The sequence below is a fragment of the Bradyrhizobium sp. 33ap4 genome, from assembly GCF_032654765.1.
Taxonomy (GTDB): Bacteria; Pseudomonadota; Alphaproteobacteria; order Rhizobiales; family Xanthobacteraceae; genus Bradyrhizobium; species Bradyrhizobium australafricanum.
Map to the genome: position 1 here is coordinate 214,086 of NZ_JAUMTJ010000003.1, position 15,399 is coordinate 229,484.

The 15,399-nt window shown below is 65.7% G+C and carries 13 protein-coding genes; 9 read left to right on the plus strand and 4 right to left on the minus strand.

Annotated elements, in window-relative coordinates; translation table 11 throughout:
- Positions 1-187 precede the first annotated feature (187 nt).
- The 8 genes from dusB to mgtE all read left to right on the plus strand — a co-directional run bounded on the left by dusB (position 188) and on the right by mgtE (position 11,370).
- Positions 188-1,141: a tRNA dihydrouridine synthase DusB gene (gene dusB, locus Q2M23_RS03905; RefSeq protein WP_316394313.1), complete on the plus strand. Its 954-nt coding sequence runs from the start codon at positions 188-190 to the stop codon at positions 1,139-1,141.
- Positions 1,138-2,313, plus strand: coding sequence for a two-component system sensor histidine kinase NtrB (locus tag Q2M23_RS03910; RefSeq protein WP_026192783.1), 1,176 nt, complete (start codon positions 1,138-1,140; stop codon positions 2,311-2,313). Before dusB ends, Q2M23_RS03910 begins: the two co-directional genes overlap by 4 nt.
- Before the next feature lie 9 nt (positions 2,314-2,322).
- The gene (gene ntrC / locus Q2M23_RS03915) at positions 2,323-3,765 is read left to right on the plus strand and encodes a nitrogen regulation protein NR(I) (protein ID WP_050419700.1); all 1,443 of its coding nucleotides are present in this window, start codon (positions 2,323-2,325) and stop codon (positions 3,763-3,765) included.
- A 188-nt stretch (positions 3,766-3,953) separates the two neighbouring features.
- Positions 3,954-6,440 (plus strand): sensor histidine kinase NtrY-like, encoded by a 2,487-nt coding sequence (locus Q2M23_RS03920; protein ID WP_057016578.1) that lies wholly within the window; start codon positions 3,954-3,956, stop codon positions 6,438-6,440.
- Positions 6,441-6,457: 17 nt separating this feature from the next.
- On the plus strand, positions 6,458-7,828 hold the full coding sequence (locus Q2M23_RS03925) for a sigma-54-dependent transcriptional regulator (RefSeq protein WP_028331957.1): 1,371 nt from the start codon (positions 6,458-6,460) through the stop codon (positions 7,826-7,828).
- 374 nt (positions 7,829-8,202) lie between these two features.
- Complete coding sequence (hfq, locus tag Q2M23_RS03930; protein ID WP_006020546.1) at positions 8,203-8,451, plus strand: RNA chaperone Hfq; 249 nt, start codon at positions 8,203-8,205, stop codon at positions 8,449-8,451.
- Positions 8,452-8,462: 11 nt separating this feature from the next.
- Positions 8,463-9,845 carry a GTPase HflX gene (gene hflX / locus Q2M23_RS03935; RefSeq protein WP_168856407.1) on the plus strand — a complete coding sequence of 461 codons (1,383 nt, stop codon included), beginning with the start codon at positions 8,463-8,465 and terminating at the stop codon, positions 9,843-9,845.
- A 154-nt stretch (positions 9,846-9,999) separates the two neighbouring features.
- Complete coding sequence (gene mgtE, locus Q2M23_RS03940) at positions 10,000-11,370, plus strand: magnesium transporter (RefSeq protein ID WP_076828786.1); 1,371 nt, start codon at positions 10,000-10,002, stop codon at positions 11,368-11,370.
- A 168-nt stretch (positions 11,371-11,538) separates the two neighbouring features.
- Here the strand turns inward: mgtE and mazG are convergent, their stop codons facing one another.
- The gene (gene mazG / locus Q2M23_RS03945; protein WP_316394355.1) at positions 11,539-12,384 is read right to left on the minus strand and encodes a nucleoside triphosphate pyrophosphohydrolase; all 846 of its coding nucleotides are present in this window, start codon (positions 12,382-12,384) and stop codon (positions 11,539-11,541) included.
- Between the two features lie 128 nt (positions 12,385-12,512).
- Here mazG and queC point away from each other — a divergent pair, with 128 nt between their 5' ends.
- Positions 12,513-13,232: a 7-cyano-7-deazaguanine synthase QueC gene (gene queC, locus Q2M23_RS03950; RefSeq protein ID WP_316394356.1), complete on the plus strand. Its 720-nt coding sequence runs from the start codon at positions 12,513-12,515 to the stop codon at positions 13,230-13,232.
- Positions 13,233-13,694: 462 nt separating this feature from the next.
- Here queC and Q2M23_RS03955 read toward each other — a convergent pair whose 3' ends face one another.
- From Q2M23_RS03955 to nthA, 3 genes are read right to left on the minus strand one after another with little or no spacing between them, the layout of a single operon-like run.
- Positions 13,695-14,072: a nitrile hydratase accessory protein gene (locus Q2M23_RS03955; protein ID WP_050419707.1), complete on the minus strand. Its 378-nt coding sequence runs from the start codon at positions 14,070-14,072 to the stop codon at positions 13,695-13,697.
- On the minus strand, positions 14,072-14,731 hold the full coding sequence (gene nthB, locus Q2M23_RS03960; protein ID WP_076828791.1) for a nitrile hydratase subunit beta: 660 nt from the start codon (positions 14,729-14,731) through the stop codon (positions 14,072-14,074). Before nthB ends, Q2M23_RS03955 begins: the two co-directional genes overlap by 1 nt.
- Positions 14,728-15,357 (minus strand): nitrile hydratase subunit alpha, encoded by a 630-nt coding sequence (nthA, locus tag Q2M23_RS03965; protein ID WP_316394359.1) that lies wholly within the window; start codon positions 15,355-15,357, stop codon positions 14,728-14,730. Before nthA ends, nthB begins: the two co-directional genes overlap by 4 nt.
- Positions 15,358-15,399: the final 42 nt, after the last annotated feature.

Below are 15,399 nucleotides of genomic sequence, written 5' to 3' on the forward strand. Positions count from 1 at the left end.
ATAGGAATGTCTAAACCGTAGGCATGAGCCTTGACTGCACAAGAATTGTGCGCAGAATAGGCGACGTCAGCTGCAATGGCGTGGCTGACAGAACGACGAGACGGCTGTGACCGGCGTGCAAAGTACTCCTCGTAACCCATTGAAGATCGGCGATATTGCTGTCGCCAACCGGGTTCTCCTCGCGCCCATGTCCGGCATCACCGATGCGCCCTTCCGGCGACTCGCTGCCACTTTGGGCGCCGGCCTGGTGGTCTCCGAGATGACCGCCAGCAACGATCTGGTGAACGGCAAGCCGATGTCGAAGCTGCGTTGCGAGGCAGCCGGGGTCGGGCCGCATGTGGTCCAGCTGGCGGGCTGCGAGACCCACTGGATGGCGGAGGGCGCACGGATCGCCGAAGGCGCCGGCGCCGACGTCATCGACATCAACATGGGCTGTCCGGCCCGCTACGTGACCGGGGGCCAGTCCGGCTCGGCCCTGATGCGCGACCTCGACCACGCGGTCACGCTGATCGAGGCGACGCTGTCGGCGGTCAGGGTGCCGGTCACGCTGAAGATGCGGCTCGGCTGGGATGATCGCTCGCTCAATGCACCGGAACTGGCGCGCCGCGCCGAGGCCGCCGGCGTGCAGATGATCACCGTGCATGGCCGGACCCGCTGCCAGTTCTACAAGGGCGAGGCGAACTGGAACGCGGTGCGCGCGGTCAAGGACGCCGTCACCGTCCCGGTCGTGGTCAACGGCGATATCACCTCGTTCGACAAGGCCGTCAGTGCGCTCGAGATGTCGGGCGCCGACGCCGTCATGATCGGCCGCGGCGCGCAGGGGCAGCCCTGGCTGCCGGGACAGATCGGCCGTCGCCTCGAGACCGGGATCGCCGAGGCCGCGCCGTCGCTCGCCGAGCAGCTCAAGCACGTTCGCGCGCTCTATGACGAGGTTTGCAGCCACTATGGCCTGCGCATCGGGCTCAAGCATGCACGCAAGCATCTGGGCTGGGCGCTGGAGGCTGCTGCGGCCTATAGCTGCGCGCCGGCCGCGACCTTGAAGACCTGGCGGCAGGCGATCCTGACCGCGGAAGAGCCGTCCAGCGTGCATCGCTCGCTCGCCGACGCCTACGACGATTTTGCCTGGAGTGCTGCCGCATGACGTCAGCCATGGAATTCCGCCGGCCGGTGCCGACTGACGGGGAGGCCATCCTCAATGCGCTGCCCAATCCGGTGCTGCTGGTCGCACCCGACGGGCGGATCGTCGACGCCAATATCGCAGCCGAATCATTCTTCGAGATATCGACCCAGTTCCTGCGCCGGCAATCGCTGAAGGAACTGGTGCCGTTCGGCAGCCCGCTGCTGGCGCTGATCGAGCAGGTGCGGACGAGCGGCTCGCCGGTCAACGAATACAAGGTCGATCTCGGCACGCCGCGGATCGGCGGCGATCGCCAGGTCGATCTGCACGTCGCGCCGCTGACCGAGCGGCCCGGGCATATCGTGGTGATGCTGCAGGAGCGCACCATCGCCGACAAGATGGATCGGCAGCTCACCCACCGCAGCGCGGCGCGCTCGGTGATCGCGCTGGCGGCGATGCTCGCCCACGAGATCAAGAACCCGCTGTCGGGCATCCGCGGCGCGGCGCAGCTTTTGGAGCAGCAGGCGTCCTCCGAGGACCGGCTGCTGACACGACTGATCTGCGACGAGGCGGACCGCATCGTGACGCTGGTCGACCGCATGGAGGTGTTCGGCGACGACCGCCCGGTGGCGCGCGGTCCGGTCAACATCCATTCCGTGCTCGATCATGTGAAGCGCCTGGCGCAGTCCGGCTTTGCCCGCAATGTCCGCTTCATCGAGGACTACGATCCGTCGTTGCCGCCGGTGCTGGCCAACCAGGACCAGCTGATCCAGGTGTTCCTCAACCTCGTGAAGAACGCGGCCGAAGCGGTGGCCGATCTCGGCACCGATGCTGAGATCCAGCTCACCACTGCGTTCCGGCCAGGCGTGCGGCTGTCGGTGCCCGGCAAGAAATCGCGGGTCTCGCTGCCGCTGGAATTCTGCGTCAAGGACAACGGCTCTGGCGTGCCGGAAGACCTGCTGCCGAACCTGTTCGATCCCTTCGTCACCACCAAGCAGACCGGCAGCGGGCTCGGCCTCGCGCTGGTCGCCAAGATCGTCGGCGATCACGGCGGCATCATCGAATGCGAGTCGCAGCCGCGCAAAACCACTTTCCGCGTGCTGATGCCGATGTACAGCGCCGCCAAGCAACTTGACCAAAGCAACCGCGATGACGTTCCGGGTACGTCCTCGCCTGCCTCTCAGGATGCACGATGAGGAACACCAATGCCTGCAGGTAGCATACTTGTCGCTGACGACGACACCGCCATCCGGACCGTCCTGAACCAGGCGCTGTCGCGCGCCGGCTATGAGGTTCGCCTCACCGGCAACGCCGCCACGCTGTGGCGCTGGGTCAGCCAGGGCGAGGGCGATCTCGTCATCACCGACGTGGTGATGCCCGACGAGAACGCATTCGATCTCTTGCCGCGGATCAAGAAGATGCGGCCGAATTTGCCTGTCATCGTGATGAGCGCGCAGAACACCTTCATGACCGCGATCCGCGCCTCCGAGCGCGGCGCCTACGAATATCTGCCGAAGCCATTCGACCTGAAGGAGCTGATCACCATCGTCGGCCGCGCGCTGGCCGAGCCGAAGGAGCGGGTCTCCAGTCCCGCCGATGACGGCGAGTTCGACTCGATCCCGCTGGTCGGCCGTTCGCCGGCGATGCAGGAAATCTACCGCGTGCTGGCGCGGCTGATGCAGACCGACCTCACCGTGATGATCTCGGGCGAATCGGGCACCGGCAAGGAGCTGGTCGCGCGCGCGCTGCACGACTACGGACGGCGCCGCAACGGCCCGTTCGTCGCGGTCAACATGGCGGCGATCCCGCGCGACCTGATCGAATCGGAGCTGTTCGGCCATGAGCGCGGCGCCTTCACCGGCGCCAACACCCGCGCCTCCGGCCGCTTCGAGCAGGCCGAGGGCGGCACGCTGTTCCTCGACGAGATCGGCGACATGCCGATGGAGGCGCAGACCCGGCTGCTCCGCGTGCTGCAGCAGGGCGAGTACACCACGGTCGGCGGCCGCACCCCGATCAAGACCGACGTCCGCATCGTCGCCGCCTCCAACAAGGACCTGCGCATCCTGATCCAGCAGGGCCTGTTCCGCGAGGACCTGTTCTTCCGCCTCAACGTGGTGCCGCTGCGGCTGCCGCCGCTGCGCGAGCGCATCGAGGATCTGCCCGACCTGATCAGACACTTCTTCTCGCTCGCCGAGAAGGACGGCCTGCCGCCGAAGAAGCTCGACGCCCAGGCACTCGAGCGGCTCAAGCAGCACCGCTGGCCGGGCAACGTCCGCGAGCTGGAAAACCTCGCGCGGCGGCTCGCCGCCCTCTATCCGCAGGACGTCATCACGTCTTCCGTCATCGACGGCGAGCTGGCGCCGCCCGCGGTCACCTCGGGCAGCACGGCGACCGTCGGCGTCGACAATCTCGGCGGCGCGGTCGAGGCCTATCTGTCCTCGCACTTCTCCGGCTTCCCGAACGGCGTGCCGCCGCCGGGCCTCTACCACCGTATCCTCAAGGAGATCGAGATCCCGCTGCTGACCGCCGCGCTGGCGGCGACCCGCGGCAACCAGATCCGGGCCGCCGACCTGCTCGGGTTGAACCGCAATACGCTACGCAAGAAGATCCGCGACCTCGACATCCAAGTCTACCGGAGCGGCGGCTAGGGCTGCCAGGGCGGGGCGCAAGCCTCGCTTCAAGCTCGCTACCGTATTGAGTAGTCACAAATGGTTTTGGGGACACGGCGCCGCACCAGGGGTTTGCGCCGCGGAAATGTCGCAATTCGGCAACATTGTGATATGATTGCATCAGTTCGCAATTCCCGCGGGCGATCGCTCTCAGCTCAATTGCCGGTATGACCAGCGCAGAGACCACCGCTTCAACATTACGCGCCCCGTCGGCCGAGCAGCCCAATGCAGAGGCGCGGGGCTTCCCGCTGCGGCGCTGGCTGGCGCCGTTTGCCGTGGCCATCGCGCTGCTGTCCGCCTTCCTGACCTTCGTGGTGCTGACCGGGCTGACCCCGATCGAGCCCACGTCCGAGGTGGTCCGCTCCTTCCTGATGATCAATGCCGGCACCATCCTGCTGCTGGTCGGCATCATCGTCCGGGAAGTCTGGCAGATGGTGCAGGCGAGGCGGCGCGGCCGGGCCGCGGCGCGGCTGCATGTGCAGATTGTCGGCCTGTTCTCGGTGATCGCGGTGCTGCCCGCCGTGCTGGTGTCGATCGTCGCCAACGTCACCATCGAGCGCGGCCTCGACCGGCTGTTCTCGGGTCCCACCAAGCAGGTGATCCAGAATTCGCTGACCATCGCCAGTGCCTACATGCAGGAGCACGCCCAGCTCATCAACGGCGACACGCTGGCGATGGCCAATGACCTCGCCCATGCCCGGCCGCTCTACGACCAGGATCGCATGACGTTCCTGCAGCTGATGACGGCCGGCGCCGAGTCGCGCAATCTTCCGGTCGCGGTGCTGATGGACAAGGACGGCAAGATCGTCGCCAGCGCCGAGACCGGCGTTCGCCTGAACTACGAGGCGCCGCCGCCCGACATCCTGAAGGACATCAACGAGACCGAGCCGAAGATCTCGGTCTTTCCGGAAAACTACGTCGCCTCCGTGGTCCGCCTGCGGGCCTATGACGACATGTTCCTGTATGTGGCGCGGCTGCTCGATCCGGCGGTGGTTGCCCAGCTCAAGCAGACCCAGACCAGCGCGGCCGAATATGCCCAGCTCGAGACCCGCAGGCTCGGCATCCAGGTCGCGTTCGCGCTGATGTTCGCGGTGATCGCGCTGACCATCCTGATGGCCTCGGTGCTGATCGGGCTGAACTTCGCCAACGGGCTGGTGTCGCCGATTCGCCAGCTGATGGGTGCGGCGAGCGAGGTCTCGACCGGCAATCTCAATGTCCAGGTGCCGGTCAACAAGTCGGAAAGCGACCTCGCGCTGCTCGGCGAAATCTTCAACAAGATGACCCAGGAGCTGCGCACCCAGCGCAACGAGCTGGTCGACGCCAGCGAGACCATCGACAGCCGCCGCCGTTTCATCGAAGCGGTGCTGTCGTCGGCCTCTGCCGGCATCATCGGGGTCGACGCCTCAGGCACCATCGGCGTCCTCAACCGCTCGGCGGAGAAGCTGATCGGGCACGCCGAATCGGAGACGCTCGGCCATCCGCTCTCGGACGTGCTGCCCGAGCTCGACGAGATGATGAAAACCGCGCGCGAGGGAACGCAGCGCCTGGTGCAGGGGCAGGTCACGATCCTGCGCGACGGCCATGAGCGCAATCTGTCGGTCCGCGTCTCGGCCGAGCAGACCAGCCAGTCGCGCGACAGCTACATCATCACACTCGACGACATCACCGAGCTGGTGTCGGCGCAGCGCACCTCGGCCTGGGGCGACGTCGCCCGCCGCATCGCCCACGAGATCAAGAACCCGCTGACCCCGATCCAGCTCTCCGCCGAGCGCATCCGCCGCAAGTTCGGCAAGACCATCACCGAGGAGAAGGACAAGTCGATCTTTGAGCAGTGCACCGATACCATCGTGCGCCAGGTCGACGACATCAGGCGGATGGTCGACGAGTTCTCGCGCTTTGCGCGGATGCCGAAGCCGGTGATGGAAGGGGAGGACGTCGCCGACGTGGTGCGCCAGGCGGTGTTCCTGATGAAGGTCGCGCATCCCGATCTCGACATCGAGGCCGACATCAAGCAGTCGCCGCTGCCCGCGCAGTTCGACCGCCGGCTGATCTCGCAGGCACTGACCAACATCATCAAGAACGCCACCGAGGCGATCGAGCAGGTGCCGCGCGAGGAACTCGGCAAGGGCCGCATCGACGTCGTGGCGCAGCGCGAGAACGACGACATCCTGATCGACGTGGTCGACAACGGCATCGGCCTGCCCAAGGTCGCCCGCGCGCGCCTGCTCGAGCCCTATGTCACGACCCGGGCGAAGGGCACCGGCCTCGGCCTGGCGATCGTCGGCCGCGTTCTGGAGGACCATGGCGGCCGCATCGAGCTCAAGGATGCCTCCGATTTCCGCGACGGCCAGCGCGGTGCCTGGATGCGGCTGCGCTTTGCCGTCACGGGACACGCGGCCAAGCCGGAGAACAAGCCCGAAAGCAAGGACCAAAAACCGGACGTCAAACCGGACAAGGCCGAACCGGAAAGTGAAAAAAATCCGCCGGAGGAGCCGACCAACGGCCCGGCACAAGCGACCAACAATGAACCAAAAATCCAAGAACCGACCCAAGAACCAATCCAAGAACCTATCCGAGATCCCGCTGATCAGGGGCCAAACAATCAAGAGCCAAATGCGCAAAAGCCAAAATTCAAAGCCGCGACGAGCGACTGACAAGGCAGGTGTAACCCATGGCAAGTGACATTCTGATTGTCGACGACGAAGCTGACATTCGCGACCTCGTTGCGGGTATTCTGGACGATGAGGGCTTTTCCACGCGCACCGCGCGCGACAGCGACTCGGCGCTCGCCGAGATCGCCAATCGCCGGCCCAATCTGGTCTTCCTCGACATCTGGCTGCAGGGCTCCAAGCTCGACGGCCTGCAGCTGCTCGAGCAGATCAAGAAGGACAATGCCGATCTGCCCGTCGTGATGATCTCGGGCCACGGCAACATCGAGACCGCGGTCGCCGCGATCAAGCGCGGTGCCTACGACTTCATCGAGAAGCCGTTCAAGTCGGACCGGCTGATCCTGGTCGCGACCCGGGCGCTGGAAACCTCGCGGCTCAAGCGCGAGGTGAAGGAGCTCAAGCAGCTGGCTCCGGCGGCGAGCGTCCTGACCGGCCGCTCGGCCTGCATGAACCAGCTGCGCCAGACCATCGACCGCGCCGCCAAGGCCAACAGCCGCATCCTGATCGTCGGTCCCTCCGGCGCCGGCAAGGAGCTTGCCGCGCGCACGCTGCACCATGCCTCCGGGCGCGCCGAGGGGCCGTTCGTGGTGATCAATGCGGCCGCGATCACGCCGGAGCGCATGGAGATCGAGCTGTTCGGCATCGAGGGATCGAACGGCGAGCAGCAGCGCAAGGCCGGCGCGCTCGAGGAGGCGCATGGCGGCACGCTGTTCATCGACGAGATCGCGGACATGCCGCGCGAGACCCAGAACAAGATTCTGCGCGTGCTGGTCGATCAGACCTTCCAGCGCCAGGGCGGCACCGGCAAAGTCCATGTCGACGTCCGCATCATCTCCTCGACCGCGCGCAATCTCGAGGAGGAGATCGCCGCAGGCCGCTTCCGCGAGGACCTCTATCATCGCCTCTCGGTGGTGCCGATCCGGGTGCCGCCGCTGTCGGAGCGACGCGAGGACATCCCCGAGCTGATCGACTATTTCATGGACCAGATCTCGGCCGCCACCGGCCTGCCGAAGCGGCAGATCGGGCAGGACGCGATGGCGGTCCTGCAGTCGCACGTCTGGCCGGGCAACGTCCGCCAGCTCCGCAACAATGTCGAGCGCGTGATGATCCTGGCCGGCGGCGGTCCGGAGGCGATCATCACCGCCGACATGCTGCCGCAGGACGTCGGCTCGATGGTGCCGGCGATGCCGACCTCCAACAATGGCGAGCACATCATGGGCCTGCCGTTGCGCGAGGCGCGCGAGGTGTTCGAGCGCGACTATCTGATCGCCCAGATCAGCCGCTTCTCCGGCAATATCTCGCGCACCGCGGAGTTCGTCGGCATGGAGCGCTCAGCGCTGCATCGCAAGCTGAAGGCGCTCGGGGTCGGCTGACCCCGGCGCGGCAGGCCGGCAGTCCGCTGGCGGCTCGAAGCGAAGCCCCGGCGGTCACCCGCCGGGGAGCCGACAGGCGGCTCTCGGGGCGGTTTGGATCGATCGGCGGGGCGAGGGCGGGGCCGGTACAACCGGGGATTTATCCACGCTCCACGAGAATATTCGTCTCTTTCCCCGCACTTTCTTAGAATTGCCACCGTGTTCCTACCGACTGCACCGCGAACTGGCTTGCCTAAAAACCGCGCGTAGCCTCTAATCCTACCGCTATGCCTGCCGGAGGGGGATCTCGTGGCAGGTGGGCAGCCGGAGGAGGCTCCGTCAGAGAGCAACAACCGGTTCAATAAAAAGAAGCACAAGCTTGCGGGACAAAAACAATGGCGGCAGACCGCGCACAAAATCTACAAGACACCTTCCTTAATCACGTTCGTAAAACCAAGACGCCACTGACGATATTTCTGGTCAACGGAGTAAAGCTGCAGGGCATTGTCACATGGTTCGACAATTTCTGCTTGCTGCTGCGGCGCGATGGTCACTCGCAGCTGGTCTACAAGCACGCGATCTCGACCATCATGCCCGGAGCTCCGATTCAGTTGTTCGAAGGTGGTGAGGACGCACCGGCTTGAGAGTGAACTGATTGGAACCCTTCAATCGTGAAGGGGGCGCCGACCGCGCACGGTCGGCGGGGGACGGCAGCACCGGGCGGGTGATCGTCATCGGCCCGTACCTGCGTACGCGCCGTGGCGACGGCGATGCGCAAACAGATTCGTCTGTCCGCGACTATGAAGCGCGGATCGAGGAAGCCGCCGGCCTCGCTGGTGCGATCGACCTCACGGTGGTGGACTCCGTGATCGCGCCGATCAGCCAGATCCGGCCCGCAACCTACCTCGGCAAGGGCAAGGTCGAGGAGATCAACGGCCTCGTCGCCAGCAACCAGGTCGAGCTCGTGGTGATGGATTGCGCGCTGTCGCCGATCCAGCAGCGCAATCTCGAGAAGGCCTGGAGCACCAAGGTGCTCGACCGCACCGGCTTGATCCTGGAAATCTTCGGCCGCCGCGCCAAGACCAAGGAAGGCGCGCTGCAGGTCGAGCTCGCCCATCTCAACTATCAGCGCAGCCGTCTGGTGCGGTCCTGGACCCATCTCGAGCGCCAGCGTGGCGGCTTCGGCTTCATGGGCGGCCCCGGCGAAACCCAGATCGAGGCCGACCGCCGCCTGATCAGCGAGCGCATCACCAAGCTCGAAGGCGAGTTGAAGAAGGTGCAGGCGACGCGGCGGCTGCATCGGGCCGGCCGCCAGCGCGTGCCGTATCGCGTGGTGGCGCTGGTCGGCTACACCAATGCCGGCAAATCGACGCTGTTCAACCGCCTGACCCGCGCCGACGTGCAGGCCGCGGACATGCTGTTTGCGACGCTCGACCCGACCCTGCGCGCGCTCAACCTGCCGCATGGCGGCAAGGCGATGCTGTCGGACACGGTCGGCTTCATCTCCAATTTGCCGACCCAGCTGGTGGCCGCGTTCCGCGCCACGCTGGAAGAGGTGCTGGAAGCCGACATCATCCTGCATGTCCGCGACATCTCCCATGAGGACGCGGAGGCGCAGGAGCGCGACGTCGAGGCGGTGTTGCGCCAGCTCGGCATCGATCCCGATGCCGACGGTGGCCAGCGCATCATCGAGGTCTGGAACAAGATCGACCGCTTCGATCCCGAGGAGCGGGACAATTTGCGCAATATCGCCGCGCGCCGTCCGCCGGAGCGGCCATGCTTCCTGGTTTCGGCCGCAACAGGCGAGGGGATCGATGCGCTGCTCGCCGCGATCGAGGATCGCCTCGCGGCCAAGCGCTCGACGCTCAATCTTTCGATCGACGCCTCCGATGGCGCCGGCATCAGCTGGCTGCACCGCAATGCCGAGGTCCTGAACAAGGTGCTGCATGGCGAGCGCTTCGACATGACGGTGCGCGTCGACGAGACCAAGCGCGACATCGTGATGAGCCGGTTCGCCGCCGTCCCCTACGAGGCGTAAGCCCTCGAATACGGGCCTTGCAATCTTCCGAAATATGACGATGCCGTGACGTTGCAGGGCGCCGATGCGCCTGCGACGCGGCGTCGCACTTTCTGTTTGAAATCCGCGCCGCCTTGGTTCATTGCGCTGCAGAACGCAAAGCCGAGGCGGATCGATGCAGGACACCAGCGAAACCATCACGAAAGAGGCGCTCGCCGGCCAGAGCGGTGACCTTGCCCATGTCCGGGCTCCCGAGATCGTCGATGCGCTCAACGCCCGGGAGCCCGCGGATGCCGCGAAGCTGCTGCGATCGCTGCCGGCCGAGAAGGCGATCGAGGTGCTTGACCTGCCCGGACTCGACAACACCTGCGAGATCCTCGCCGAGCTGCCGAAGGATACCGCGGTCTCGCTGCTGTCGGGCGTCTCCGACGACCGTGCCGCCGATATCTTCAAGGAGCTGGTCGAGCCGCTGCGCGCCACGCTGCTGAACGGGCTCAATCCGGAGACCCGCAACGTCATCTCGGGCCTGTTGGCCTATCCCGAGCGCAGCGCCGGCAGCATCATGACGACCGAGTTCGTCAGCGTGCCCTCGAGCTGGACCATCGCCGAGGTCCTGCATCACATCCGGATGGTCGAGCGCACCCGTGAGACCGTCTACTCGATCTTCGTGATCGACCCGGTCAAGAAGACGCTGATCCAGGCCGTGCCGCTGCGCCGCCTGATCTCGGGCGATCCGCACGCCAATGTGCTGACCGCGGCGCCGGCGCGGAAGCCGTTGATGATCTCGCCGGAGGCCGACCGCATGGAGGCGGCGCGGCTGATCTCGCGCTACGACCTGCTCGCCGTCGCCGTCGTCGACGGCCCCGGCCATATCCTCGGCATCGTCACGGTCGACGACGTCATCGACGCCATCGTCGAGGAATCGACCGAGGACGCCCAGAAGTTCGGCGGCATGGAAGCGATCGACGAGCCGTATTTGCGGATCGGTTTCGGCGAGATGATCAAGAAGCGCGCCGGCTGGCTGTGCGCGCTGTTCCTGTCGGAAATGCTGACCGCGACCGCAATGCAGTCGTACCAGAGCGAGCTCGAGAAGGCGATCGTCCTGACGCTCTTCATCCCGTTGATCATGAGCTCGGGCGGCAATTCCGGCTCCCAGGCAACCTCGCTGTTGATCCGCTCGCTGGCGCTGCACGAGGTGCGGCTGCGCGACTGGTGGCGTGTCGCCGTGCGGGAATTGCCGACAGGCATCGTGCTCGGCGCCATTCTCGGCCTGATCGGCGTCGTCAGGATCACGCTCTGGCAGACGCTCGGCCTGTTCGACTACGGCCCGCATTGGGTGCTCGTCGCAGCGACCGTCGGCACCGCACTGATCGGCATCGTCACCTTCGGATCGCTGTGCGGCTCGATGCTGCCCTTCATCCTCAAACGCATCGGCTTCGACCCGGCCAGCGCCTCCGCGCCATTCGTCGCGACACTGGTCGACGTCACCGGCCTCGTGATCTATTTCGGCGTCGCCGCGGTGATCCTGCGCGGGACGCTGTTGTAGGCTGAGCCTGCGCCCTCAACCTCGGTGTCGTCCCTGCGAAAGCAATGCGAAAGCAGGGACCCATGACCACCGGCCATCGTTGTTGAGTGCAGCGGAAGTTCTGCATCTTGCTCGCCTCGCTGAATCTCTGGCGATGCGTGGGATTGATACCGTCGACTATCCGTTAGATCACGCGGTATGGGTCCCGGCGTTCGCCGGGACGACGGCGGTTTTGGCTTCATTCCACAACGCGTCCATCTCCTCCAGCGATGCCCCCTCCAGCGAACGCCCCTGCGCCGCCAGCGCCTTCTCGATATAGGCAAAGCGCCGCTCGAACTTGGCGTTGGTCGCACGCAGCGCCGCTTCCGGATCGGCGTCGACGTGGCGGGCGAGGTTGACCAGCGCGAACATCAGGTCGCCGGTTTCCTCCGCGATCTCCGCCTTGTCGTTGCGGTCGAGCGCGGCCTCGATCTCGTCGGCCTCCTCGCGGATCTTGGCGAGCACCGCGCGCGGGTCGTTCCAGTCGAAGCCGACGGTGGACGCCTTGCGCTGCAGCTCCATCGCGCGCGTCAGGGCAGGCAGGCCCGCCTTCACGCTAGCCAGCAGCGATTTGTGCGCAGTCTCTTCGGGCGGCCGCCGCGCGGCGCGCTCGGCCTTCTCCTCGGCCTTGATCCGTTCCCAGGCGCTCTTGACGCCGGCCGGCTGGATATTGCCGTCCTTGTCGGCGAAGACGTGCGGATGACGGCGGATCATCTTCCTGGTGATCGCCTCGACCACATCGCCGAACGCGAACGCGTTCTGCTCCTCGGCCATCCTGGCGTGATAGACCACCTGCAACAGCAGGTCGCCGAGCTCCTCGCGCAAATCGTCGAGATCGCCGCGCGTGATCGCATCCGCAACCTCATAGGCCTCCTCGATCGTGTAGGGCGCGATGGTCTCGAAATTCTGCACGAGGTCCCATGGGCAGCCGGTCACCGGCGTGCGCAGCGCAGCCATGATCTCGATCATTCGGGAAATGTCGCGGGATGGGGTCATGGGGCACCGGCATCAAAGAGGTATTGGCTTTATGCCAAAACACCCCTCCCGATCCCAGTAAAACACGCCGGAATCGCGACGCTGTCCACGGATTGGCCACGGCGCCGTCAGATGCTAAATCGCGTTTCATGACCGATCAGAATGCTTCCGACACCGCGCTGGTGCTGTTTTCCGGCGGCCAGGATTCCACCACGTGCCTTGCCTGGGCCTTGTCGCGCTTTGCCCGCGTCGAGATGCTCGGCTTCACCTACGGCCAGCGCCACGCGATCGAGCTCGATTGCCGGGACCAGCTGCTGGCCGGGATCAGGCGGGTCCGGCCGGAATGGTCTGCGAAACTCGGCGACAGCCACACGCTTGATATCCCGACGCTGTCCGAGATTTCCGACACCGCGCTGACCCGCGACGTCGCGATCGAAATGGGCGCGGACGGCTTGCCGAACACCTTCGTGCCCGGCCGCAACCTCGTGTTCCTCACCTTCGCTGGGGCGCTGGCCTATCGGCGGGGGATCCGCCACATCATCGGCGGCATGTGCGAGACCGACTATTCCGGCTACCCGGATTGCCGCGACGAGACCATTAAGGCATTGCAATCCGCGCTCAATCTCGGCATGGCCAGGGATTTCGAGCTGCACACGCCGCTGATGTGGCTCGACAAGGCCGCGACCTGGCGGCTCGCGCACGAGCTCGGCGGAGCAGGGCTGGTCGACCTGATCCGCGAGCACTCGCACACCTGCTATCTCGGCGAACGCGGCGCGCAGCACGATTGGGGCTATGGCTGCGGCGAATGCCCGGCCTGCAGCCTGCGGGCCAAGGGCTGGCGGGAGTACGTCGCGCAGGGTGGCGCGTAACCGTGGACTGATGGCCCCGCAGGGCGCACGGCCAAAATATCGAAAACAACCCCATGCAAAGGAGTCGGCGGCTGCCGGCGTTCGACACGGCAACGTTCGACACGGCAACTTGACACGTCGGGCAACTCAGCGGTATTCTTCTATTATCCAGAAATCGTCCCAGGCCCGGCTCGACCGGGCGATCCGGTATGCTGCGGCTTCTCGGCTCCAGCACTCCCGTCTCTGGAATCCGTGCGCGCGGTCTCTCCCCGTCGTCGTCCCGGCGAAGGCCGGGACCCATACGCCGCGGCAGGCGTTGTGGGTGGGACTCGTCGTTCCAGCATCGCGTAACAATTTGCATTTGGGGTTATGGGTCCCGGCCTTCGCCGGGACGACGATGAGGATGAGTTCGCGATTCAAGGCGACCCACCACGCGATGACATCACCCGCGCATGCGCATGTAGGTAATCATGGCATTCGAGGCTACTCGAAATCCGCGGCCGTCAGCACGATCGGCTGGCCGTGCGGGGTGCGGTCGGCGGCGTGGTCCCAGGCGTCGCGGTAGCGGTGCAGTGTCTCATGCGTCGTGACGCCCTTGGCGGCGACGAGATGTTCGAGCGTCGCGAGCCAGTGCTGGTAATAGGTCTCGCCGGTGTCGGGATCGCCGGCGGCCTGCGCGCGCTTGATCTGGTCGGCAAGCGCCGCAGCCCATTCGGGCCAGGTGAACACGCCGCGGTCATGCAGCGTCAAGGCCATGGCGAACGCCTGCGCCTCCCACGGTGCACGGAACACCGGGCCGTCCTGGTCGCGGGGAATGCTGGACACTGCGCTGGTGGCGCGCGCGGCGGCACCTGCATCCATCACACGGCCTCCAGATACGGCTCGAACGCGTCGATCGAGACCTTGATGGTCGGATCGGAGTCCGGGCCCCACAGCTCGCGTCCGTCGAACACGACGGTGTACAGCCACTGCGGATGTTCGCCGGCGTCGTTGGCCACGGTATCGGGAAATACGTGACAGCCATGATCGCGCTCGACCACCCCGACGTGACCGCGCACGTAGCGTGGCAGCCGTGTGTGCGTCGCGGGATGGATGTTCTTCGCCCGCACCCGATCGCCGGCCTTGAATTTCGCAGGCCCCGGCGCGGCGCGGCCGAACTTGCCGCGCACCATGATGCGCTCGATGTCGGCGACGGAGAACTTGCCGTGCTTGAGCGATTTCGCCGGCGCGACGGAATGCCCGGCGGCGACGTCGTCCTTGGAGATATAGCCCTTGTCGAGCAGCAGGGCTTCCAGCCCAAGCAGCCATTTCCTGTAGTAGGAGCTCGACAGATAGACCTGCGGGGGCAGGGTCTCGCGATAGAAGCGCGAGGCGTCGATGTTGAAGGCGCCGGCTGCGCCCATCGCACGGACCATGGCGAGCACCCGGGATTCCCATTCCTCATGGAACATCGGTTCGTTCGGCTCGGGCTCGACCTTGCCGAACCCGTCCATGCCGCCCATGTCGTGGACGCCGTTCATGACGGCGCCCCCGGTTTCTTGGGAAAGCCGGTGCCGATCATGGAATCGCGCGTCACCAGCTCGGCGAGCTGGTCTTCGCTCCAGCCCTCGGTGCCTTCGGGCCGCATCGGCAGCACCAGAAAGCGCGTCTCCGCGGTCGAATCCCAGACCCGGATTTCCGTCTCCTTCGGCAGGCTGACGCCGAAATCGGCGAGCACGCCGCGCGGATCCTTGACCGCGCGCGAGCGATACGGCGAGGCCTTGTACCAGACCGGCGGCAGCCCGAGCATTTCCCAGGGATAACAGGAGCACAATGTGCAGACGACCATGTTGTGGCGGCCGGGTGTATTCTCCATCGCGACCAGATGGTCGCCGACCCGGCTGACATGGCCGAGGGTGCCGACCGCCTTGCTGGCGTCCTCGAGCAGCGCCTTCTTGAAGGCGGGATCGGTCCAGGCCTTGGCGACGACCCGGGCGCCGTTATGCGGGCCGATCTTGGTCTCATAGGCCTGCACGATGGCGTCGAGCGCGGCAGCCTCGACATAGCCCTTCTCGGTCAGGATCGATTCCAGCGCACGGACGCGCAGTTCGGTCTCCGACAGTTCGGAATGGTCGTGATCGTGGTGGTGATGATCATGTTCGCTCATGCCCACAGAATAGGCGAAACCGTCGTGCTATGTCGAGGCAGG

Coding starts and splice junctions, on each gene's coding strand:
- dusB (WP_316394313.1), top strand. CDS start 188: ATGTCCGGCATCACCGATGCGCCCTTCCGGCGACTCGCTGCCACTTTG.
- Q2M23_RS03920 (WP_057016578.1), top strand. CDS start 3,954: ATGACCAGCGCAGAGACCACCGCTTCAACATTACGCGCCCCGTCGGCC.
- nthB (WP_076828791.1), bottom strand. CDS start 14,731: ATGAACGGCGTCCACGACATGGGCGGCATGGACGGGTTCGGCAAGGTC.
- nthA (WP_316394359.1), bottom strand. CDS start 15,357: ATGAGCGAACATGATCATCACCACCACGATCACGACCATTCCGAACTG.
- Q2M23_RS03955 (WP_050419707.1), bottom strand. CDS start 14,072: ATGGATGCAGGTGCCGCCGCGCGCGCCACCAGCGCAGTGTCCAGCATT.
- hfq (WP_006020546.1), top strand. CDS start 8,203: ATGGCGGCAGACCGCGCACAAAATCTACAAGACACCTTCCTTAATCAC.
- mgtE (WP_076828786.1), top strand. CDS start 10,000: ATGCAGGACACCAGCGAAACCATCACGAAAGAGGCGCTCGCCGGCCAG.
- queC (WP_316394356.1), top strand. CDS start 12,513: ATGACCGATCAGAATGCTTCCGACACCGCGCTGGTGCTGTTTTCCGGC.
- Q2M23_RS03925 (WP_028331957.1), top strand. CDS start 6,458: ATGGCAAGTGACATTCTGATTGTCGACGACGAAGCTGACATTCGCGAC.
- mazG (WP_316394355.1), bottom strand. CDS start 12,384: ATGACCCCATCCCGCGACATTTCCCGAATGATCGAGATCATGGCTGCG.
- ntrC (WP_050419700.1), top strand. CDS start 2,323: ATGCCTGCAGGTAGCATACTTGTCGCTGACGACGACACCGCCATCCGG.
- Q2M23_RS03910 (WP_026192783.1), top strand. CDS start 1,138: ATGACGTCAGCCATGGAATTCCGCCGGCCGGTGCCGACTGACGGGGAG.